Raw genomic sequence first — 17,742 nt, forward strand, 5'->3', positions numbered from 1 at the left:
ATACGCGTATTGAAACGGGAAATTTCAGGCTCAGACAACCTGGGAATAATCCTCGCCATCGCCTCAGAAACATCGTCACGCATACCGCCGGAGACTTTTTTCAATCTTTTTTGAAATCTGGGGTTTACAGCTTAAAAGAGCCTCCGTATAGTGCGCGCCATCGACGACGGAGACGTCAGCGATACTGCCCAGATGGTGAAATTGGTAGACACGCCAGCTTCAGGTGCTGGTGGCCGCAAGGCCGTGGAAGTTCGAGTCTTCTTCTGGGCACCAATTCAAGAGCTTGAGATTAGATCAGTTTCAAGGCTCGAACAAAAACCCGCGAAAGCGGGTTTTTGCATTCTAAGTGTTTGATTTAATAAAACCAAAACAGGGGTTTACAGATCAAAACGCTGTCCGTATAGTGCGCTCCATCGACACGGCGACGACGTCGATACTGCCCAGATGGTGAAATTGGTAGACACGCCAGCTTCAGGTGCTGGTGACCGCAAGGTCGTGGAAGTTCGAGTCTTCTTCTGGGCACCAATTCAAAACTTGAGAGCATCGCTTTCAAGTCTAACAAAAACCCGCGAAAGCGGGTTTTTGCGTTTCTGCCCCCTGATATTTCCCCGCGCCATCACCTTCCTCCGCATCCGCAAAGCGCACATGAGAAACGATATCGTTTATGATTGTTACAAGTTTTTGCGACACTACAGTGAGGAAACCTGCGAATGATGTTCAGAAATACCCTCCTTCCAACATCCCTTCTGCGTGGCTTGACCATCACTTTGCTGGGGCTGACCCTGGCATCCCCCTTCACCCAGGCAGCCGATCCGGTTTCCCTGACCCTGTACAACGGTCAGCACAAGGAAGTCGGCGACGCGGTAGCCAAGGCTTTCGAAGCCAAGACCGGCATCCATGTGAATGTCCGCAAGGGCAGCAGCAATCAACTGGCCAGCCAGGTTGTCGAAGAAGGCGACCGCTCCCCAGCTGACGTGATCTACACCGAAGAATCCCCTCCCCTGAACAAACTCGGCGAGCAGGGCCTGCTGGCCCAGACCGACGCCACGACCCTGGCCGTGCTGCCCAAGGAATATGTTGCGGGCAACGGTACCTGGATCGGTGTCACCGCGCGCGTACGAGTCGTCGCCTTCAACCCGAAACTGATCGACGAAAAAGACCTGCCCAAGTCGGTGATGGAATTCTCCCAGCCGCAGTGGCAAGGCAAGGTTGGCTTCGTGCCCACCAGCGGCGCCTTCCAGGAACAGGCCGTGGCCATCATCAAGATGCACGGCAAGGATGCTGCCGAAGAATGGCTGACCGGCCTGCGGGCTTTCGGCAAGGTCTACAGCAACAACATGGTGGCCCTCAAAGCCGTGGAAAACGGCGAAGTGGCCACGGTCCTTGTGAACAACTACTACTGGTTTGCCCTGCAACGGGAAAAAGGCCAGCTCGACTCAAAACTGCACTACTTCACGGGCGGCGACGTCGGCGGCCTGATCACCGTGTCCAGCGCAGCCGTACTCAAGTCCAGCAAGCATCCGAAAGAGGCCCAGCAGCTTCTGGCCTACATGGCCAGCGAAGAAGGCCAGCGGGTGATTACCCAGACCACGGCCGAGTACCCGCTGCATAAAGGCATGCAGTCCGATCGCGGACTCAAGCCCTTCAATGAACTGGAAGCCCCGAAGGTGACCCCAGCCGATCTCGGCAATGCCGAGGAAGCCCTGGACCTGGAACGTGACGTCGGCCTGAACTGATGAATCCATCGCCATCCGCTTCCGCCTTGCGCACCACCTTTGTGCCGAGGCGCAAGCGGCCTTCGATCTGGCTACTGCTGCCAGTCCTGCTACTGGTCTGCCTGAGCCTGTTGCCACTGTTATATGTCGGCCTCAAGGCCTGGCAGGCCGGCTGGGCTGAAGCCCTGCACCTGCTGTGGCGCCCCTATGTGTTGCGCCTGCTGAGCAATACCCTGCTGCTGATGCTCGGGGTGACCCTTGCCTGCGCCGTGCTCGGCCTGTCCCTGGCCTGGCTGCTGGAACGCAGCGATTTGCCGGGAAGGCGGATCTGGGGCGTGGTGCTGTGCTTGCCCTTCGCCGTACCGGCCTTTGTCAGCAGCTTCACTTGGGTATCCCTGAGCGCCGGGTTCGAAGGACTGGGCGGCGCGATCCTGGTGATGACCCTGTCCAAATACCCGCTGGTGTTCCTGCCGGTGGCGGCCACCCTGCGCAATCTCGACCCCTCCCTGGAGGAATCGGCACGGACCCTGGGGCAAAATCGCTGGGGCGTGTTCTTCAAGATCACCTTGCCCTTGCTCTGGCCTTCATTGCTGGCCGGCTCGCTGCTGATTGCCCTGCATATGCTGGTGGAATTCGGTGCCCTGTCGATCATCGGCCTGCAGACCTTCACCACCGCCATCTACCAGCAATTCGAGCTGGAGTTCAGCAATGCCAACGCCGCCATGCTGTCGGCCGTGTTGTTGGCGCTGTGCCTGCTGCTGCTGGGGCTGGAACTGCGCGTCCGCGGCAAGGGCCGCCATGTACGCACCGGCCAGGGCGCAGCCAGGCACGCCGAACAGGTACGCCTGGGACGCTGGAGCATAGGCGGACAGCTTTACTGCCTGATGCTGGCGCTGATCGGCAGCGGTGTACCCCTGGGCATGCTTGCCTATTGGCTGGCCGTCGGTTCATCGGCAGCATTCCCCGTCGCGGCAATCAGCGAAGCATTGCTGTCTTCACTGGCCCTGTCCCTGGGCGGCGCCGGCCTGTGCCTGGTGCTGGCAGTGCCGGTGGGCCTGCTGGTGGTGCGCTACAAGGGGCGCCTGGCCATCTGGGCAGAGCGCCTGCCCTATCTGCTGCACGCCCTGCCAGGGCTGGTGATCGCCCTGACCCTGGTGTATTTCGCGCTGCACTATGTGCCGGTGCTGTACCAGACCTCGGCGCTGCTGCTGATTGCCTATGCCCTGCTGTTCCTGCCCCTGGCCCAGGCGCCGATCCGCACCGCGCTGAACAAGGCCGCGCCACAGCTGGAAGAAGCAGCAAGAACCCTCGGCGCATCGTCGTTCAGCGCCTTTTGCCGAGTGACCCTGCCGATCATCTTCCCGGCGCTGGGCGCGGCATTCGCCCTGGTCTTTCTGGATGCGATGAAGGAACTGACAGCGACCCTGCTGCTCAGCCCAACCGGGCTCAACACCCTGGCCACAGAAGTGTGGGCGCATACGGCGAATGTGGAGTTTGCAGCGGCGGCACCTTATGCGGCGCTGTTGATACTGGTGTCAGGGCTACCGGTCTATCTGCTGACAACGCGGATGTATTTGAGTCGCTGAGAGGTGGCAAGCCGGCTCCTGCAGTAAGGCGGCAGGAGCCGGCTTGCCGGCCAGGCATCAGGCGCGGAACTGACCGAGGCTGGCCTTGAGCTGCGCCGCCAGGCTGTCCAGTACCTTGCCGCTGGCGGTGGTTTCTACCACGGCCTGAGCCGCCCGCTCGGCCTGGGCATGGATGGTTTCCACCCGCCCACGCACCGCCTGCGCGCCCTGCGCCTGATGAGCCGCAGCCTGCGTGGCCAGGCCAATCGCGGCGTGCACCTGCTCTACCGAAGACTGCACCGATTGTTGCAGGCGAGCACTGTCGCGCAGCACCAGCAAGCCCTCGCTGGCCTGACGCCCGGCCTGACCGATAGCCGCTACGGCCTCCCGCGCGCCCTGCTGCAGGGCACCGATATGGGCCTGGATATCGCCAGTGGAGCTTTGCGTCTTGCTGGCCAGGGCCCGCACCTCATCCGCCACCACGGCAAATCCGCGCCCGGTCTCGCCGGCGCGCGCGGCCTCGATCGCAGCGTTCAATGCCAGCAGGTTGGTTTGCTCGGCAATGCCATGGATCACCGTCAGCACCACCTCGATCTGCTCGCTCTGCTGGGCCAGGCGTTCGATCACCTTGGCCCCGGTATCCACTTGCCCCGCCAGGGCCTCGATCAGGCTGCCGACCTGCTCAGAGGTGCGGGTAGTCTCGTCCGTCGCCTGACGAATCTCCACCACCTGCTGCAGTGCGGCCTGCATCGCCTGGCTTTCCGCCTGGGCTTCATCGGCCATCTGCGACAACGCCCGCAGGCTCTCTGCCACCTCATCACGCTGCGCTTCGGCTGCGGCATCAGCCCCGGCATTACGCTGGCTCATGGCGCCGATCTCGACGCCTGTGCGCTGGGCCACATCCCCCGCTTCCCGCACGATGGGCTGCAACTTATCCACAAAGCGATTCACCGCCGAGGCCATGTCGCCAATCTCATCATTGCTGTTGAGCGGCACACGCTTGGTCAGGTCACCTTCGCCCGCTGCCAGGTCATTGAGCGCAGCGATCAGCAAATGCAGCTTGCTCACCACCCGACGCCCCAGCACCACTGCCAGCAACAGCAGCAGGGCCAGGCCAACCAGCGCCAGGCCGACGCCGATCTGCCAGCGCAAGGTGGCCGCCGCCTCCTGCACCGTGCTCGCGGTATTGGCCTGCATCTGTGCCGCCGTTCCCTGGGCCGACTGCAAGCGCGAGCGCATGGCCGCCGAGCTGTCCGCAGAAGCTCCCTTGAGGCTGTCGCCAACCAACTGATCGCTGCTGGCAATCAAGGCACTGAAGCGCTGATCCAGGGCGGCAATATCGGCCTCCACCGACGCGGTGGAGACTCCCATCAGCACCTTGCCGATTTCCACGCCATTGGGATTGATCGAGGCTTCAAGGTAGTACACCGAAGGATCGTTCTTCGCTGCATCCAGGACCTTGTCCAGCGCCCGGTCGCCCTTGCCCTTTTCCAGCAGCGCCTTGTTGATCGGGTTTTCACGATTCAGGTAGCGGGTCAGGTGCTCTCCCGCCGCATCGTCATAAACCACGAACAACACATTGGGGTTGCGCTGAGCCCGTCGGGCGAACTCGGACAAGGTCGGCACATCACTGTCCCACATGGCGCGAGGCGCCACGGAGGCCAGCAATTGAGCCATGTCATTGGCAGAGTCCTTCAGGTCCTTCTCCAGCGCCGCACGCAGCTGTACCTGTTCTTCCTTGAGACGCGAAGACAGGCCGGCCGTGAGGCGTTGGCGGGTACTGCTGGAAAGACTCTCCAGACTGGAGGTGACTTCTTTGCCCGCCTGCTCGAGCTCGCCAGCCAATTTCTGGCTGTCGCCGCCCAGGCGCGAAGCCAGATCCGCCTCGAGAGCAGTCACTGTGCTCCGAGTCAGGGCAACCGCTACCAGCACTTGCACCAAAAGGGCGATACCGAGGGTAACGAACACAGGCCGTAGTAAACGGCTTTGTAACAGTGAGAGAACGGCCGACACAGGAAATCCCTCTACTTTTGACGCCATTATTCTGATGGCACTCTAGAAGTGGATTTCACAGCAAGGGTCGTGCCGCGTGGCAGGCAGAAACGACAAAGGGCCCGATTAAGGGCCCTTTGTTTTTTACATCAACGACTTATCAAGCGAACGGATGACGCAGAACGATGGTCTCGTTGCGGTCCGGGCCTGTCGAAATAATGTCGATCGGCGCGCCGACCAACTCTTCGATGCGCTTGATGTAGGCCTGGGCGGCGGCAGGCAGCTCTTCCAGGGTCTTGGCACCCAGGGTCGACTCGCTCCAGCCCGGCATCTGCTCGTACACCGGCTCCAGGCCGATGTAGCTGTCGGCGTCGGTTGGCGCGTCGATGACTGCACCATCCTGGTTCTTGTAGCCGACACAGATATTGATGGTTTCCAGGCCGTCCAGAACGTCCAGCTTGGTCAGGCACAGGCCCGAGATGCTGTTGACGTCGATGGCGCGACGCAGGATCACGGCATCGAACCAGCCGCAGCGACGAGCGCGGCCGGTGGTGGCGCCGAACTCATGACCACGCTTGGCCAGGAAAGCGCCGATGTCGTCGAACAGCTCGGTCGGGAACGGGCCCGAGCCTACGCGAGTGGTATAGGCCTTGGTGATGCCCAGGATGTAGTCCAGGTACATCGGACCCACGCCCGAACCGGTGGCGATACCACCAGCAGTGGTGTTGGAGCTGGTGACGTACGGATAGGTGCCGTGGTCGATGTCCAGCAACGAACCCTGGGCGCCTTCGAACATGATGTCCTTGCCGGCGCGGCGCAACTGGTGCAGCTCGGCAGTCACGTCGAGCATCATCGGCTTGAGCAGTTCGGCGTATTCCATGCACTCGTCCAGGGTCTTCTGGAAGTCGATGGCCGGCTCTTTGTAGTAATTCACCAGAACGAAGTTGTGGTAGTCCAGCAGCTCGCCCAGCTTGGCGGCGAAACGCTCGCGGTGGAACAGATCGCCGATGCGCAGGCCACGACGTGCAACCTTGTCTTCGTAAGCCGGGCCAATGCCGCGGCCGGTGGTACCGATCTTCTGCTCGCCACGGGCTTTCTCGCGGGCCTGGTCCAGGGCCACGTGATAGGACAGGATCAGCGGGCAGGACGGGCTGATACGCAGGCGCTCGCGCACCGGCACACCCTTCTCTTCCAGCTTGACGATTTCACGCATCAAGGCATCCGGAGCTACCACCACACCGTTACCGATCAGGCACTGCACGCCTTCGCGCAGCACACCGGACGGAATCAGGTGCAGGACGGTCTTCTCACCGTCGATCACCAGGGTGTGGCCAGCGTTGTGGCCACCTTGGTAGCGCACTACGGCAGCGGCATGTTCGGTCAGCAGATCAACGATCTTGCCTTTGCCCTCATCACCCCATTGGGTGCCCAGGACTACGACATTCTTACCCATAACACTTGTCCTCATTCGCGCAAACTTGGTGCCGGCAGCCGCCGGCAGGAAAACTCAAGAAGCCAGCGGCAATACTTGCCAAAGCCCATTCTGCTGAATCAATTGCCGGTCGCAGTCCGCTTCACGGGCGGCGGCCAAAGGCTGCCCAGGCAAGGCCTGAACCACACGCTGACCCTCACTGCGCAAGCGGCAGACGGTCTGCCAGAGTGCCGCGTCAGTGTTGTCTGGCATCCAGATACCGCCAGACGGTAGCTCGACTTCAGCACGCCCCAGGGTCACCAGGGTTTTCAAATCGGTGGAGAAACCAGTCGCGGGACGGGCACGCCCGAAATCCGCGCCGATGTCATCGTAGCGCCCGCCCTGGGCGATGGATTGGCCCACGCCTGGAACAAATACCGCGAACACCACACCGGTGTGGTAGTGATAGCCGCGCAACTCGCCAAGGTCGAAATACAGCGGCAAGTCCGGGAACCGCACGGACAGGCGCTCGGCAATGGTCAGCAATTCATCCAGCGCCAGCAGCACAGACGTCGGCGCACCGGCCAGGCGACGACGGGCATCACCCAGCACTTCGCGGCTGCCGCACAGGTCCACCAGGGAGCGCAGCATGTCCGCCAGGTCGGCCGGCAGGCCTTCCGTCAGGCTGATGACCTCGTCGATCGCCTTGCGTTGCAGGGCATCGAACAGTTGCTGTTCAACAGCGCCGGACAAGCCGGCGGCCTGTGCCAGGCCACGGTAGATGCCAACATGTCCCAGATCCATGTGCACATCGGGCACGTCGGCCAGTTGCAGCATGGCCAGCATCAGGCTGATGACTTCAACATCGCTGCTCGGGCTGGCATCGCCATACAACTCGGCCCCCAGCTGGATCGGGCTGCGCGAGGACGACAAGGCCCGCGGCTGCGCATGCAGCACACTGCCGGCGTAGCACAGGCGGCTCGGCCCTTCGCGGCGCAGGGTGTGGGCATCAATACGCGCTACCTGCGGCGTGATGTCGGCCCGAAACCCCATCTGCCGGCCCGACTGTGGGTCGATGACCTTGAAGGTACGCAGATCCAGATCCTGGCCTGCACCTGTCAACAGGGATTCCAGGTATTCGATATGGGGAGTGACGACGAACTCGTAACCCCAACTCTGAAACAGATCCAACACCTGACGACGCGCCACTTCGATGCGCGCCGCTTCCGGCGGCAATACTTCTTCGATGCCATCTGGCAGCAGCCAGCGGTCTACCGTTGCCATTACGCCATTCCCCTATGGTCCGGGCGGCAAGCCTGGGGCCAGCCTTAGAGTGAAGCAGAAAACAGTCGCATCCGACGCGAGCTCAGCCGGACAGGCAGCCAGAAATCAGCTGTACAGACCATTTTCCTCGAAAAATCTTGCCGGACTCTTGAACGAGCCACGGCCAATCAAAGATGCAGACGCAAAAAAGCCGGGAATTTCCCGGCTGCCGCATCATACACCCGTTTTCCCAAAGGATCACCCCGCGAGGCGTTTTAGCCGCCCGGCGGGGTGCTCCAGGGTCAGGGCCTGATCAAGGCTTGGACTTTTCCAGGTAGTGGAAGAAGTCGCTGCTTGGGTCCAGAACCATGACGTCGGATTTGTTCGCGAAGCTTTCACGGTAGGCACGCAGGCTACGGTAGAACGCGTAGAACTCCTGGTCCTGGCCGTAGGCCTTGGCGTAAATCGCCGCTGCCTGGGCATCACCGTCACCGCGAGCCTCTTCAGACTCCCGATAGGCTTCAGCCAACAGCACGCGACGCTGACGATCGGCATCGGCACGGATGCCTTCCGCCAGTTCGTTACCCTTGGCCCGGTGCTCGCGAGCCTCACGCTCACGCTCGGTGCTCATGCGCTCGAACACGCTGCGGTTCACTTCCTTGGGCAGGTCGATGGCCTTGACCCGGACATCGACCACCTCGATACCCAGCTCCTTTTCCGCCATCTTGTTCAGCGACGCCGTGATATCCGCCATCAGCGCGTCACGCTCACCGGAAACCACTTCGTGCAGGGTGCGCTTACCGAACTGGTCACGCAGGCCCGACTCCAGGCGACGGGAAAGACGCTCGTCGGCAATCTGCTTGAGGCCGGAAGTCGCGGTGTAGAAACGCTCGGCATCCTTCACCCGCCACTTGGCGTAGGCATCCACCATCACGGCTTTCTTTTCCAGGGTCAGGAAGCGCTGCGTCGGTGCATCCAAGGTCATCAGGCGTGCGTCGAACTTACGCACCTGGTTCACGTAGGGCACTTTCACATGCAGGCCAGGCTGGACATCCGCCTGAACCACACGACCGAACTGCAGCAACACCGCACGCTCGGTCTGAGCGACGATGTAGAAGCTGTTCCAGGCAACCACCGCCACGACAACGCCCACGATCAGGGCGATCAGCGATTTATTGCTCATCAGCGAGTCTCCCTAGAACGCGTCTGCTGCTGTTGCTGCATATGGTCAGCCGCGGCGCGCGCATTCGCTTCATTGCTGGCCGCCGACGCTGCGCCCGTTACCGGAGCACTGCCGCTACGACCACTGTCGATCATCTTGTCCAGCGGCAGATAGAGCAGATTGTTCTGCCCGCCCTTGCTGCCAGTCACCAACACCTTGCTGGTGTTGCTGAAGACTTCCTGCATGGTGTCCAGGTACAGGCGCTGACGGGTGACTTCAGGAGCCTTGCGGTACTCGGCAACCAGTTTGGTGAAGCGATCTGCCTCACCCTTGGCCCGGGATACCACTTCGTCACGGTAACCGTTGGCATCCTCGAGGATGCGCTGGGCCTGACCACGGGCTTCCGGCACAACGCCGTTGGCATAGGTTTCAGCCTGGTTGCGCGAACGCTGTTCATCTTCACGAGCACGGATCACGTCATCGAAGGCTTCCTGTACTTCACGCGGTGCCGCTGCGCTCTGTACGTTCACCTGGGTCACGGTGATACCGGTGCGATAGTTGTCCAGGAAGCGTTGCAGACGCTCCTTGATCTCACTGGCCATCAATTCACGACCTTCGGTCAGCACCTGGTCCATGGCGGTGGAACCCACCACGTGGCGCAGGGCGCTGTCGGTCGCATGCTGCAGGCTGATTTCCGGCTGATCGACGTTCAGCACGAAATCCTGCAGGTTGCTGATCTTGTACTGCACGGTCAGCGGCACTTCGACGATGTTCTCGTCCTCGGTGAGCATCTGGCCCTGCTTGGTGTAGGCACGCTCACGCGTGACGTTTTCCATGTACTTGCGATCGATCGGCGGGAAGTAGATGTTCAGACCCGGGCCGACGGTTTCGTAGTATTTGCCGAAGCGCAGCACTACGGCCTGCTCCTGCTCGTCTACTACATACACCGCGCTGTACAGCCACACGGCAGCCAGCACGACAAGACCGATACCCAGCAGGCCGAAACCACCGCCCTTGCCGGAACTACCGCCGTCATCACCACGTTTCTTACCACCACCGAACAACCCATTCAGGCTTTCCTGCAGCTTACGGAAGGCCTCGTCGAGATCTGGTGGCCCCTTGCGATCGCCATTATTGCGGCGCTTACCACCCCAAGGGTCCTGATTATTCGAGTTGCCACCCGGCTCATTCCAAGCCATAGCGCTCTCCATCTGATAAAGCAAAGACGCACCCACGGCGCGCCGACCAATGCTACAGAATGCCTGCTACAGCGGCACAACCGCTTGCCCAGGCTTTTATTGCAAAGTGTGTTGCTCGATGAATTCCGACGGCTGCATGCCTTCGCGACTGACCAGCCGGTTCAACTCGGCCCGTGGCAGGCGAACAGCAAGCAGGCTGACACCTTCGTCGTCGTGATCTTCTTTCTGCACAGCGTTCAACTGGAAAAACTGTGCTCGCAGTCGAGCAAAACGCTGAGGCAAGCGCAAGGTGCCTACAAACAAATCTTCACCCAGCAACTCGGCGATGGCCTGCTTGAGCAGATCCAGCCCCTGGCCATTACGGGCCGACAGCCAGACCCGCTGCGGCTTGCCGTCAGGGTCGCGCTGGATCTGCGGCTCCACACCCTCGAGCAAATCGAGTTTGTTATAGACCTCCAGGATCGGCAAGTCTTGAGCCCCGATCTCCCCCAGCACCACCATCACCTGCTCGATCTGCGCCATGCGCTCGGGCTCATGGGCATCGATCACATGCAGCAGCAAATCGGAGTTGCTCGATTCTTCGAGGGTAGCCCGAAACGCCTCCACCAACTTGTGCGGCAGGTGGCGGATGAACCCCACGGTATCGGCCAGCACAATCGGCCCCAGGTCATCCAGCTCAAGCCGGCGCAGGGTGGGGTCGAGGGTGGCGAACAATTGGTCGGCAGCGAAAACATCGGACGCAGTGACCGCATTGAACAGCGTGGACTTGCCGGCGTTGGTGTAGCCCACCAGGGACACTGAAGGGATATCCGCACGCTTGCGGCCACGACGGGCCTGCTCACGCTGGCTGCGAACCTTCTCCAGGCGCGCCTTGATCTGCCGCAGACGCACTCGCAACAGGCGCCGGTCGGTTTCCAGCTGGGTTTCACCGGGCCCGCGCAGACCGATACCGCCTTTCTGCCGTTCAAGGTGAGTCCAGCCACGAACCAGACGGGTGCTCATGTGCTCAAGCTGGGCCAGTTCAACCTGGAGCTTGCCTTCATGGGTGCGCGCGCGCTGAGCGAAGATATCGAGAATCAGACCCGTGCGGTCGATCACGCGACACTCGAATACACGTTCGAGGTTACGTTCCTGACTGGGTGTGAGGATGTGATTGAAAATCACCAGGTCTACCTGTTCGGCTTTGACCAGGTCGCGTAACTCCTCGACCTTGCCGCTGCCAACCAGGTATTTGGCGGTTGGCCGATGACGCGGCACGCTAACAAACGCGACGGTCTCGGCGCCGGCCGATAATGCCAGCTCCTGAAACTCCTGCGGATCTTCGCGCGCCTCAGGGTCCTGACCATCCAAGTGAACGAGAATGGCCCGTTCACCACCACCGTGGCGCTCAAAGAACAAAGGAGACTCCTATCAGGCGTTACCTGGCTCAGCGTCACCCTGTTCGGATTCGGAAGCGCTAGGCAGGCGAATCGGGCGAACTGGAACCACTGTCGAGATAGCGTGCTTGTAAACCATTTGGCTGACGGTGTTTTTCAGCAGGATGACGAACTGGTCGAAAGACTCGATCGTACCTTGCAGCTTGATCCCGTTGACCAGATAGATGGAAACCCCAACCTTCTCTTTACGCAATGTATTCAAGTAAGGGTCTTGTAGCGAATGCCCTTTTGACATGTGCCGCACTCCTTTAAGGATCAATAATAAAAATCAGAAAACAGATGGCCAAAGCCGTCACACCCCCAAGGATAGACGGCAATTGCAAGGACTCAGCTCAATATGGAGATCGTCCCCAAGTATTTCAAGGCGCGTGGCAGATTGTCGCAATCCAGGCTGTCCAACCATTGCAGGTCAGCCCAACTACGTAACCAGGTGAACTGGCGTTTCGCCAATTGGCGCGTGGCAATGATGCCCCGCTCCTGCATTTCGGCTGACGTCAGCTTGCCATCCAGATGATCCCAGACTTGGCGGTAGCCCACTGCACGTATAGACGGCAACCCGGCATGCAGGTCACTTCTGGAACGCAGAGCTACGACCTCGTCAATGAATCCCTGTTCCAACATTTGTGTGAATCTTTGTGCAATACGCTGGTGCAGTACCTGACGATTCGCCGGAGCGATGGCCAGATTGGCGACAGTATAGGGCAATTGACTGCGTCCCGATGCGCCTGCTTCAGTACTTTGCGCCAATTGACGCTGGCGATGGGCGGTCATTGTCAGGCCACTGACCCGATAGACCTCAAGCGCTCGGGTCAGACGCTGGGGGTCGTTGGGGTGGATCCGCGCCGCCGACTCGGGGTCCACCGCCGCCAGCTGGTCGTGCAGGGCCTGCCAGCCAAGGCGTGCAGCCTCGTCCTCCAGCTCGGCACGTACCTGCGGATCCGCCGCGGGCATGTCCGCCAGGCCTTCAAGCAGCGCCTTGTAATACAGCATGGTGCCGCCCACCAACAGCGGGATCTTGCCCCGGGCGGTGATATCGGCCATGGCCGCCAGCGCATCGGTACGGAAATCCGCCGCCGAGTAGCTCTCGGCAGGGTCGAGAATATCGATCAGGCGATGGGGAAACTCCGCCAGCAGTTCCCTGGAAGGCTTCGCGGTGCCAATGTCCATGCCGCGGTAGACCAGCGCCGAGTCGACACTGATCAGCTCGCAAGGCAGCACCTTGGTCAGTTCGATGGCCAGATCGGTCTTGCCCGCAGCGGTCGGGCCCATCAGGAAAATCGCTGGAGGAAGCTGGGTCATCAACGGCCGCGCAGAAAGAGTTTGTCCAAATCGTCCAGGCCCATTTGGGTCCAGGTCGGTCGACCGTGGTTGCATTGGCCACTGCGCTCGGTGTTTTCCATGTCCCGCAGCAAGGCGTTCATTTCCGGCAGGGCCAGGCGTCGATTGGCGCGGATCGCGCCGTGGCAGGCCATGGTGCCGAGCAACTCATTGAGGTGGGCCTGGATCCGGTCACTGGTGCCGTACTCCATCAGGTCCGCCAGTACGTCATGCACCAGGCGATTGGCTTCCGCCTGCTTCAACAATGCCGGGATCTGGCGGATAGCCAGGGATTCCGGGCCCAGGCGCTGCAGCTCGAAGCCCAGGCGCTGGAACCAGCTCATATGTTCTTCCGCGCAATCGGCCTCACGCTGGCTGACGGCAATCGACTCCGGCACCAGCAGCGGCTGGCCGCTCAGGCCTTCGCTGGCCATGGCCACCTTCAAGCGCTCGTACATGATCCGCTCGTGAGCCGCGTGCATGTCCACCAGCACCAGACCCAGGGCGTTTTCCGCCAGGATGTAGATCCCCTTGAGCTGGGCCAGGGCATAGCCCAGGGGCGGAATGTCCTCCTGGCCGTCCGGCAAGGCCGCCGCTGGCGCCCCCGGCAACGGGGCAAAGAACTCGCGGTACACGCCCTGGCTCTCGGCGGCCGGCAACACTGGCTGTGGCCGTGGCGTGTACTGATATTGATAGCCACTGCCGGCTCCCGCGCCCGGTGCATTGAAGCTCGGCTGGGATTGGGGCTGCTCCAGAGCCAGGTTCGCGGCCAGGCGCATCTCACCCTGAGGCCCGAACTCACCGGCCTCGATACCTGTCGGGCGCACGATGCCGGCGACCGCCGCCGGCGCCGCCAACTGATCCTCGGGCCGCACATCACCCAGGGCCCGGTGCAAGGTGCCATAAAGGAAGTCGTGCACCATGCGCCCGTCACGAAAACGCACTTCGTGCTTGGTCGGGTGCACGTTGACATCGACCACCGACGGGTCGACTTCGAAAAACAGTACAAAGGTCGGGTGTCGACCGTTGAACAGAACATCGCGATAAGCCTGGCGTACCGCGTGAGCCACCAGCTTGTCCCGTACTGCGCGACCGTTGACGTAGAAGTACTGCAGGTCCGCCTGGCTGCGGGAGAAGGTCGGCAAGCCCACCCAGCCCCACAGATGCAAGCCGTTGCGCTCGACCTCGATGGGCAACGCCTGCTCCAGGAAGCCCGAACCGCACACCGCCGCCACACGACGGGCACGAGCGGCGTCGTCCTTGGCCTCGTGCAGGCTGAGGATGCTCTTGCCGTTGTGCCGCAAGTGGAAGGCCACGTCGAAACGCGCCAGGGCCAGGCGCTTGATCACTTCCTGCAGATGATCGAACTCGGTCTTTTCAGCCTTGAGGAACTTGCGTCGTGCCGGCGTATTGAAGAACAGGTCGCGGACTTCCACCGAAGTGCCTACCGGGTGCGCCGCCGGCTGCACCCTTGGTGCCATGTCCCGGCCTTCGGTTTCCACCTGCCAGGCCTGCTCGGCATCCCGGGTACGGGACGTGAGGGTCAGGCGCGCCACGGAGCTGATGGAAGCCAGGGCCTCGCCGCGGAACCCCAGGCTCATCACCCGCTCCAGGTCCTCCAGGTCGCGGATCTTGCTGGTGGCGTGCCGGGCCAGGGCCAGCGGCAAGTCGTCGGAGGAAATGCCGCTACCGTCGTCACGTACCCGCAGCAGCTTGACCCCGGCCTGCTCCACATCCACATCGATGCGCTTGGCGCCGGAGTCCAGGCTGTTTTCCAACAGCTCCTTGATCACCGAAGCCGGGCGCTCGACCACCTCGCCCGCGGCAATCTGGTTGGCCAGGCGCGGGCTGAGCAGCTCGATGCGCGCGCTACTGATTACCGATTCACTCATTCCTTGGCCGCCAGTTCTGTACCGGGGATGGTCAACACCTGCCCCACTTTCAATTCATCGCTTTTCAGGTTGTTGGCACTGCGTAGCGTGGCCGCGGAGACCTGATAGCGCACGGCGATCATGGCCAGGGTTTCCCCCGGATTGACCCGGTGATCACGCGGACCCTGGGCGATCTTCCCGGAATCGCGCAGCCAGGCAATATAGGTGCCCGGTGGCGGGTTCTGCTGGAAGAACTGCCGCACGCCGCTGCTGATGGAGCGCGCCAGGGCCTGCTGATGGCTGGCGGTGGCCAGCTTCGAGGCCTCGTTGGAGTTGGAGATAAAGCCGGTTTCCACCAGGATCGACGGAATATCCGGGGATTTGAGCACCATGAACCCGGCCTGTTCCACCCGCTGCTTGTGCAACGGAGTAACCCGGCCGATGTTGTTCAGGACTTTCTGCCCGACATTCAGACTGGAGGTCAGGGACGCTGTCATCGACAGGTCCAGCAGCACCCCGGCCAGCATCCGGTCCTTGTCATCCAGGCTGACGTTGCCAGCCCCGCCGATCAGGTCGGAACGGTTCTCGCTGTCCGCCAGCCAGCGCGCGGTTTCCGACGTGGCACCACGTTCAGACAAGGCAAACACCGACGCGCCAAAGGCCGCGGCCGAAGGCGCAGCGTCGGCGTGGATCGAGACGAACAGGTCGGCGCCCTTCTTGCGGGCGATCTCGGTACGACCGCGCAATGGAATGAAGTAGTCGCCGGTACGGGTCAATTCGGCGCGGAAACCCTTGAGGCCATTGACCTGACGCTGCAATTCGCGAGCAATGGCCAGCACCACGTCTTTTTCATGCTGCCCGCGGGAGCCGGAGGCACCCGGGTCTTCGCCGCCGTGGCCGGCATCGATCACCACAATGATGTCGCGCTTGCCCGCCGGGGCTGGCGGCAGCTTGATCGCCGGCTCCGCCGGAGTGACGGGCACTGCTGGGACAGTGGCCACAGTAGGTGGCGGCGCAGCAGGCGGCGCGGCGTCAGCCGGGTTGTCGAACAGATCGACCACCAGGCGATTGCCGTACTGAGCGTTGGGCGCCAGGGTGAAACTCTTCGGCGTGACGGCCTTTTTCAGGTCGATGACCACCCGCAGGTCACTGGGCGTGCGCTGTGCCGAGCGCATGGCGGTAATCGGTGTATTGGCCGTGGCAACGTTCAGCGGACCGCCTAGGGTCGCGCCATTGATATCGATCACCAGACGATCCGGGGCCGTCAGGGTAAAGACGCTGTGCTGAACCGGGCCGGACAGATCGAATACCAGTCGCGTGTTATCCGGTGCCCGCCACAGGCGGACGCTGCGAACCTGTGTAGCGGCCACAGCATCGACGGCCAATGCCGTAAGCAACAGTCCTACGACAGCAACCAACGCGCGAATGCGCATACCTAACCCCATCAATTATTTGAATTCCAACGCCAAAGCGGCACACCAGGACTCGCCACGCGAGCCTTGAGACAACAGATGCACAGAACGCCCATTGTTATGCGGGGTAATGGTAATGGTCAGGTCAGGCTTTGGCAAAAAGCCTGCACCACGCTGGGGCCACTCCAGCAGGCACAGAGCATCGCCCTCGAAGTAGTCGCGAATCCCCAGGAACTCCAGCTCTTCAGGATCCACCAGGCGGTACAGGTCGAAGTGGAAAGCCCGCACCGAGCCGATCTCGTACGGTTCGACCAGGGTAAAGGTCGGGCTCTTCACTGCCCCCGCGTGCCCCAGGCCACGGATGATCCCTCGCGACAAGGTGGTTTTGCCCGCTCCCAGGTCGCCCTCGAGGAAGATCACCCCCACGCCTTGGGTCACCTGGGCAATACGTGCACCAAATTCCACCATGGCCTGTTCGTCGGCCAGAAAAAGGGTTAACTCAGACACGGTGATTGTTCCTCCAACAACTGACGAATGGCTGGAATCAGATCACTGGCCGCCAGCCCTCGGCCCAATTTGCCTTGCTGCTCGCCCGCGCTGGCATGCAGCCAGACCGCCAGGCAGGCGGCATCGAATGCCGACAAGCCTTGCGCCAGCAAGGCGCCGATCAGGCCAGCCAGCACATCACCCAAGCCTGCCGTGGCCATCGCCGGATGCCCTACGTCACAGCGGGCCAGCCGCCCATCGGCAGTGGCGATCAGGCTACCGGCCCCCTTGAGTACCGCAACCGCTGCGTATTTTTTGCTCAACGCCAGGGCCGCTGCAGGGCGATCCGCCTGCACCTCGGCGCTGGAGATACCCAGCAGCCGCGCCGCCTCTCCCGGATGGGGAGTGATGACACTCGCGGCAGGCAGTTGCAGCCCGCCCTCGGCCAGCAGGTTCAAGGCATCGGCATCCCACACCTGGGGCAACGGCGCATTGGCCGCCGCCGACAGCAGACTGCGCCCCCAGGCGCCCTGCCCCAACCCCGGCCCGACCACCAGCACCGTGGCCCGAGCCAGCAACCCCATCAACTGGTTGGCCGAATGAGTGCCCTGGGTCATGACCTCCGGCAAGCGCGCCGCAGCGGCAGCCACATGCTCACTGCGGGTCGCCAGGGACACCAGCCCCGCGCCACTGCGCAAGGCACTTTCCGCACTCAGCAGGGCGGCGCCGGCAAAACCTCGATCGCCTCCAATCAGCAACAGGTGGCCGAACTGGCCCTTGTGGGCATCGCGAAGTCGTCCATTCAGATGCGGCAAATGGCCAGAAGTCAGCAACTGAACGTCAGGTAGAGGGTGTTTTGTCTGCGGCATGCGTCTTCGAGCTCCGATGTCTGGCAGAATTATACGCACCTCAG

General features: G+C 61.8%; 14 protein-coding genes and 2 tRNA genes. 4 read left to right on the forward strand and 12 right to left on the reverse strand.

Annotated elements, in window-relative coordinates; translation table 11 throughout:
* Positions 1-186: 186 nt before the first annotated feature.
* The 4 genes from BLS75_RS25695 to BLS75_RS25710 all read left to right on the forward strand — a co-directional run bounded on the left by BLS75_RS25695 (position 187) and on the right by BLS75_RS25710 (position 3,301).
* Positions 187-273 (forward strand) — tRNA-Leu (locus BLS75_RS25695).
* A gap of 165 nt (positions 274-438) precedes the next feature.
* A tRNA-Leu gene (locus BLS75_RS25700) sits at positions 439-525 on the forward strand.
* A gap of 185 nt (positions 526-710) precedes the next feature.
* Positions 711-1,736, forward strand: a complete 1,026-nt coding sequence (locus BLS75_RS25705) for an extracellular solute-binding protein (protein WP_072452027.1) — start codon at positions 711-713, stop codon at positions 1,734-1,736.
* Positions 1,736-3,301 carry an ABC transporter permease gene (locus BLS75_RS25710; RefSeq protein ID WP_011058945.1) on the forward strand — a complete coding sequence of 522 codons (1,566 nt, stop codon included), beginning with the start codon at positions 1,736-1,738 and terminating at the stop codon, positions 3,299-3,301. The genes BLS75_RS25705 and BLS75_RS25710 overlap by 1 nt, the downstream gene beginning before the upstream one ends.
* A 57-nt stretch (positions 3,302-3,358) precedes the next feature.
* Here the strand turns inward: BLS75_RS25710 and BLS75_RS25715 are convergent, their stop codons facing one another.
* The 12 genes from BLS75_RS25715 to BLS75_RS25770 all read right to left on the reverse strand — a co-directional run bounded on the left by BLS75_RS25715 (position 3,359) and on the right by BLS75_RS25770 (position 17,698).
* Entirely contained in the window at positions 3,359-5,293 is a 1,935-nt protein-coding gene (locus BLS75_RS25715; RefSeq protein ID WP_011058944.1) for a methyl-accepting chemotaxis protein, read from the reverse strand.
* Positions 5,294-5,432: 139 nt separating this feature from the next.
* Positions 5,433-6,725: an adenylosuccinate synthase gene (locus BLS75_RS25720; RefSeq protein WP_011058943.1), complete on the reverse strand. Its 1,293-nt coding sequence runs from the start codon at positions 6,723-6,725 to the stop codon at positions 5,433-5,435.
* 54 nt (positions 6,726-6,779) lie between these two features.
* Entirely contained in the window at positions 6,780-7,967 is a 1,188-nt protein-coding gene (locus BLS75_RS25725; RefSeq protein WP_011058942.1) for an ATP phosphoribosyltransferase regulatory subunit, read from the reverse strand.
* Positions 7,968-8,259: 292 nt separating this feature from the next.
* Positions 8,260-9,129 carry a protease modulator HflC gene (hflC, locus tag BLS75_RS25730; RefSeq protein ID WP_011058941.1) on the reverse strand — a complete coding sequence of 290 codons (870 nt, stop codon included), beginning with the start codon at positions 9,127-9,129 and terminating at the stop codon, positions 8,260-8,262.
* On the reverse strand, positions 9,129-10,307 hold the full coding sequence (gene hflK, locus BLS75_RS25735) for an FtsH protease activity modulator HflK (RefSeq protein WP_011058940.1): 1,179 nt from the start codon (positions 10,305-10,307) through the stop codon (positions 9,129-9,131). The genes hflC and hflK overlap by 1 nt, the downstream gene beginning before the upstream one ends.
* A 96-nt stretch (positions 10,308-10,403) precedes the next feature.
* Entirely contained in the window at positions 10,404-11,705 is a 1,302-nt protein-coding gene (hflX, locus tag BLS75_RS25740; RefSeq protein WP_072452028.1) for a ribosome rescue GTPase HflX, read from the reverse strand.
* 12 nt (positions 11,706-11,717) lie between these two features.
* Entirely contained in the window at positions 11,718-11,978 is a 261-nt protein-coding gene (gene hfq / locus BLS75_RS25745) for an RNA chaperone Hfq (protein WP_007921378.1), read from the reverse strand.
* 92 nt (positions 11,979-12,070) lie between these two features.
* Entirely contained in the window at positions 12,071-13,042 is a 972-nt protein-coding gene (gene miaA / locus BLS75_RS25750) for a tRNA (adenosine(37)-N6)-dimethylallyltransferase MiaA (protein ID WP_072452029.1), read from the reverse strand.
* Entirely contained in the window at positions 13,042-14,952 is a 1,911-nt protein-coding gene (gene mutL, locus BLS75_RS25755; RefSeq protein ID WP_011058937.1) for a DNA mismatch repair endonuclease MutL, read from the reverse strand. Before mutL ends, miaA begins: the two co-directional genes overlap by 1 nt.
* Positions 14,949-16,376, reverse strand: a complete 1,428-nt coding sequence (locus tag BLS75_RS25760; protein ID WP_198409248.1) for an N-acetylmuramoyl-L-alanine amidase — start codon at positions 16,374-16,376, stop codon at positions 14,949-14,951. Before BLS75_RS25760 ends, mutL begins: the two co-directional genes overlap by 4 nt.
* Before the next feature lie 3 nt (positions 16,377-16,379).
* The gene (gene tsaE, locus BLS75_RS25765) at positions 16,380-16,850 is read right to left on the reverse strand and encodes a tRNA (adenosine(37)-N6)-threonylcarbamoyltransferase complex ATPase subunit type 1 TsaE (protein ID WP_015633937.1); all 471 of its coding nucleotides are present in this window, start codon (positions 16,848-16,850) and stop codon (positions 16,380-16,382) included.
* Complete coding sequence (locus BLS75_RS25770) at positions 16,838-17,698, reverse strand: NAD(P)H-hydrate dehydratase (RefSeq protein WP_011058934.1); 861 nt, start codon at positions 17,696-17,698, stop codon at positions 16,838-16,840. The genes tsaE and BLS75_RS25770 overlap by 13 nt, the downstream gene beginning before the upstream one ends.
* Positions 17,699-17,742 lie beyond the last annotated feature (44 nt).

It is taken from the genome of Pseudomonas sp. NFPP12, assembly GCF_900103205.1.
Taxonomy (GTDB): domain Bacteria; phylum Pseudomonadota; class Gammaproteobacteria; order Pseudomonadales; family Pseudomonadaceae; genus Aquipseudomonas; species Aquipseudomonas protegens.

Coding starts and splice junctions, on each gene's coding strand:
- BLS75_RS25705 (WP_072452027.1), top strand. CDS start 711: ATGATGTTCAGAAATACCCTCCTTCCAACATCCCTTCTGCGTGGCTTG.
- BLS75_RS25710 (WP_011058945.1), top strand. CDS start 1,736: ATGAATCCATCGCCATCCGCTTCCGCCTTGCGCACCACCTTTGTGCCG.
- BLS75_RS25720 (WP_011058943.1), bottom strand. CDS start 6,725: ATGGGTAAGAATGTCGTAGTCCTGGGCACCCAATGGGGTGATGAGGGC.
- BLS75_RS25725 (WP_011058942.1), bottom strand. CDS start 7,967: ATGGCAACGGTAGACCGCTGGCTGCTGCCAGATGGCATCGAAGAAGTA.
- hflC (WP_011058941.1), bottom strand. CDS start 9,129: ATGAGCAATAAATCGCTGATCGCCCTGATCGTGGGCGTTGTCGTGGCG.
- hflK (WP_011058940.1), bottom strand. CDS start 10,307: ATGGCTTGGAATGAGCCGGGTGGCAACTCGAATAATCAGGACCCTTGG.
- hfq (WP_007921378.1), bottom strand. CDS start 11,978: ATGTCAAAAGGGCATTCGCTACAAGACCCTTACTTGAATACATTGCGT.
- miaA (WP_072452029.1), bottom strand. CDS start 13,042: ATGACCCAGCTTCCTCCAGCGATTTTCCTGATGGGCCCGACCGCTGCG.
- mutL (WP_011058937.1), bottom strand. CDS start 14,952: ATGAGTGAATCGGTAATCAGTAGCGCGCGCATCGAGCTGCTCAGCCCG.
- BLS75_RS25760 (WP_198409248.1), bottom strand. CDS start 16,376: ATGGGGTTAGGTATGCGCATTCGCGCGTTGGTTGCTGTCGTAGGACTG.
- BLS75_RS25770 (WP_011058934.1), bottom strand. CDS start 17,698: ATGCCGCAGACAAAACACCCTCTACCTGACGTTCAGTTGCTGACTTCT.